General features: G+C 43.4%; 4 protein-coding genes. 2 read left to right on the top strand and 2 right to left on the bottom strand.

The features are described 5' to 3' along the window. Nucleotides 1–339: 339 nt before the first annotated feature. Both QUA80_RS33150 and QUA80_RS33145 read right to left on the bottom strand, forming a co-directional pair. Nucleotides 340–990, bottom strand: a complete 651-nt coding sequence (locus QUA80_RS33150) for a hypothetical protein (protein ID WP_333429140.1) — start codon at nucleotides 988–990, stop codon at nucleotides 340–342. Between the two features lie 16 nt (nucleotides 991–1006). Next, complete coding sequence (locus QUA80_RS33145; protein ID WP_333429139.1) at nucleotides 1007–1897, bottom strand: hypothetical protein; 891 nt, start codon at nucleotides 1895–1897, stop codon at nucleotides 1007–1009. A gap of 268 nt (nucleotides 1898–2165) precedes the next feature. Between QUA80_RS33145 and QUA80_RS33140 the strand changes: the two genes are divergently transcribed. Continuing rightward, the gene (locus tag QUA80_RS33140; protein ID WP_333429138.1) at nucleotides 2166–2924 is read left to right on the top strand and encodes a phytochelatin synthase family protein; all 759 of its coding nucleotides are present in this window, start codon (nucleotides 2166–2168) and stop codon (nucleotides 2922–2924) included. A gap of 133 nt (nucleotides 2925–3057) precedes the next feature. Then, nucleotides 3058–3381 carry a YciI family protein gene (locus QUA80_RS33135; RefSeq protein ID WP_333429137.1) on the top strand — a complete coding sequence of 108 codons (324 nt, stop codon included), beginning with the start codon at nucleotides 3058–3060 and terminating at the stop codon, nucleotides 3379–3381. Nucleotides 3382–3439 lie beyond the last annotated feature (58 nt).

Below are 3439 nucleotides of genomic sequence, written 5' to 3'. Positions count from 1 at the left end.
CTTCCCTTTCATTTATTATCAAAGTTTTCTATTTTACCATAGAAATCCATATTTACATCTCAAATGGAATTGCTATAGTAGAGATTGAAAGCTTAAATTTTATGACAATATGCTTGCCAGCTTATCTGCGTTACCTTAAGTCTTTTCTCATATGAAAATTAGGCGTAATAACCTCCCGTTATTTCACCGGGTTTGAGCGCTGTGTCCTTGATTTTATAAAGCTTTTGGTGGGGTTGTCACACGGCAGAAATTGTAGAATTAGATGCTGAGTATTGGCACGGGTTTGGACAATTAAAGGGTTGCAGGCTTAACAAACCCTCAATCTGCATCTGAAAATTCTCACGGGTTGGGTCGAACGCAGCTCACGCCCCCGTCGGGAAATTTCTCGTTCAAACTCAGATCGAAATAATACTGACACCAAAATTCTGCGACTTCCAACAACATCGGTATAGATTCAGGAATTATACCTGAACCATACTGCGGGGCATAACTTTCTACGTATTCTCTAGCTAGTTTGTAAGCCCAATAGGAAAAATCTGGTTCTACAAAACACCGCAGCGCATACTCTAACTTGAGTAAATCCCCGCTCCGGACAAAGCGCACCGTTGCCCACCTAAAATTGCGGTAGTCATCCCCTTGCACCCCATCAATGTCTTTCAATAAGTTTCTGATAGATTGCCTGCTTTCGTAACTAGGACTTTCTAAGTAACTTTGCATCAGTGAGATTGCTTCATCCACTAATTGTTTTTGCTGTTCCCATTCTTCACTGGTGAAGTGTTCGGGACAAGTTGCCTGATTTATCTGCTGCTGCACTCCTTGAGCAATGTAGAGCCCAAACTTTTCGGCAGCAACTTCATCAGCGCACAAACTTTTGATACTCGTCAGCCTGGTTATCGGTATGGCAAATCGAGCTTTTTCAACTTCTTGGGTGGTTTGAATCCATTTTTTGATTTTCTTAGCAATAGCAAGCTGTTGGTTGTTTTGTTTCATTCTAAATTACCGACTATTAATATCCTGACTGAAGCAACGCTCCAGACAGCAAATCTGTTAGTTTGAGTGTAACAGCCCACTGGTTCAAGTAAGCGATATCGAGTCGTTCCCCTTGCACCTTCAAAACTCCCAACACATCCCTCCACTGCTTTTGAGAACCGCCGGGAATTAGTTTGTACCAACTGAGTTTTTGCAGGACGATATCTTCAGGCGAGTAGATGTAGATTCCCTCCTCTGTTAAACCGCTAACAGGGTAAAGTTGGCGTCGCCTCATCACCGAAGCTGAAAAAGGGTCATCGCTGCCCATTACAAAAATGTCTGCTTTCTCCATAGAAGGCAAATAGATGACATTGAAAGATGATTCGCGGGGTGCTGCTTTGGACTTGGCAATTGCTTCAGTCACAGCCGACTCGCTTATGTAAAACTCGCCTGACATGGCATCAATTAGTCTCTGTGCTGTTTGCGCTTCCAGGTCAATCACTAAGTCCAAATCTTGCGTAGATCTGTTTTCTCCCAACAGCGAACTCGCCACCGAACCTCCCACCACATAGGGAATATTCAGCGGTAGCAAGATGCTGGCTATTTTTTGCGCTAATTCGATCGGATCTGCAATCACCAGTTCACCCCAATCTTTACTGTCTGATAAAACTTCTAGCCACTCAGCGCCCAAGCACCTTTTAATAAATTCTTGTCGAACTTTTGCCTTGGTAGCATTAGGATACTGGCTTTCTATTCCCAATATTGCCAGCCTTCGCACCGATTGAGTGAAAGCGCAAGTCCGCTGTACTTTTTGTTGGGGCGTTAACTGCCGCAATAGCTGAAACACCAGCACGTCAGCCTCAATGCTGGTATCGATAGATTGCGGCTTGTATCCCGATTTAACTGTGACTGTTGGCATTGGCGGCATGATGCAATCTCGATTTCAGGCATAGATTTCACTATTGTATTACAAAGTCAAAGTTTTTCAAACCGCTTTATAAAAATGATATCTTTCCTTAATTATCAGGAAATTTTAACCATGAAAAAACTTGCTATAATGATGTCCAAAGCAAAGGCAATAGGTACCAGAGCTACTAACCAGGTGGCAAGATTTAGACGTTGTAATGTTTAATTATCCAACGACCAATTCTGACTGAGACTTTTTTCACACAACTGTTCTTGGGAGATATGAAGATATGGACTTAAATCAAAAGTCTGGGAATCGCCGATGGCGAGGGCGACTAATAAAAGCTGGAGGGGGTATTCTACTAATCTTCGGCACAGGTTTAAGCGTTTTTACCTGGAAACTCTTCTCGCCACCTTCTGTTGACCGACAACCACTTCCCAAAACTTTGGTTTCTTTAGAATCAGCCGAAGGACAACAGCTACTGAACCAGAGCAAGAGCAAACAGGATTTTCAACCGCTTAGCGCCCACATTGAAACTCAAAAACGTCCTGCCTATTGTGGCGTGGCTAGCAGTGTGACGGTTCTGAATGCACTCGGCAGCAAAAGACAGGGATATCGCTCCCTAACCCAAGACACCTTTTTTGACGGTCAAACCCAAAACATCCGTTCTTCTTATGCAGTCACTTTTTCGGGGATGACTCTGGATGAATTAGCGGCTTTGCTCAGAAGTCACAACGTGAAAGTTGATGTCTACTATGCGTCGGAGACAACACTTAACCAATTTCGTACCCAAGCTAAAGCCAACCTTGACCGTTCAGGCGACTATATAATTGTGAACTACCAACGCTCTGTTTTGGGTCAGGGTAAAAGCGGGCATATTTCTCCCCTTGCTGCCTATCACGAGCCAAGCGATCGGTTTCTGATTGAAGACGTAGCCAGTTATAAATATCCGCCTGTATGGGCTTCTACTGAGAATCTTTGGAAAGCGATGAATACTATTGATTCAACTTCCCAAAAGACACGCGGCTATCTCGTTGTGCGTCAGTAAAAAAGAGAATTAAACATTGCATAGCGGGGCTTCAATCACTTAGTCAAAAATGGCAAGAGTGCGGGTGAGAGCAAAAGTAATTGAAGTATTATGCTATATTTGATTTGAACTTTATCAGTTTTGGGAAAGCATTATGTCTAAACTTTTTGCCGTTGTTGTAGCAACCATTCCAGAGTATTACGACTACAAAAACGCTCATCCAGAACACGACCAAAATCAGGTAGCTTGGTTTCGCGAGCAACAGGAAAAAGGAATACTGCTGTGCTGCGGGCCGTTTTTCCCCCATGATGGAACGGGAATTTGGGTGATTCAGGCAGAAAGTGTGGAAGAGGCTCAAACAATTGTTAACAGCAGCCCCCGCGCGCGGGATGGTATGTTAGCAGAATCTACCAGAGTAGTGGAGTGGCAGGTGCATATTGGGCGCGAGCGTTTTGAAAACAGGGTAAACGCATCTTAACTTGAACCCAAAATATGCTACAGTTAAATACGACTAATTTTTCATGTAGTTTGTTGTA

The organism is Microcoleus sp. F4-D5 (genome assembly GCF_036704885.1).
GTDB lineage: Bacteria > Cyanobacteriota > Cyanobacteriia > Cyanobacteriales > Microcoleaceae > Microcoleus.
This window is presented reverse-complemented; position numbering and strand designations above follow the sequence as displayed.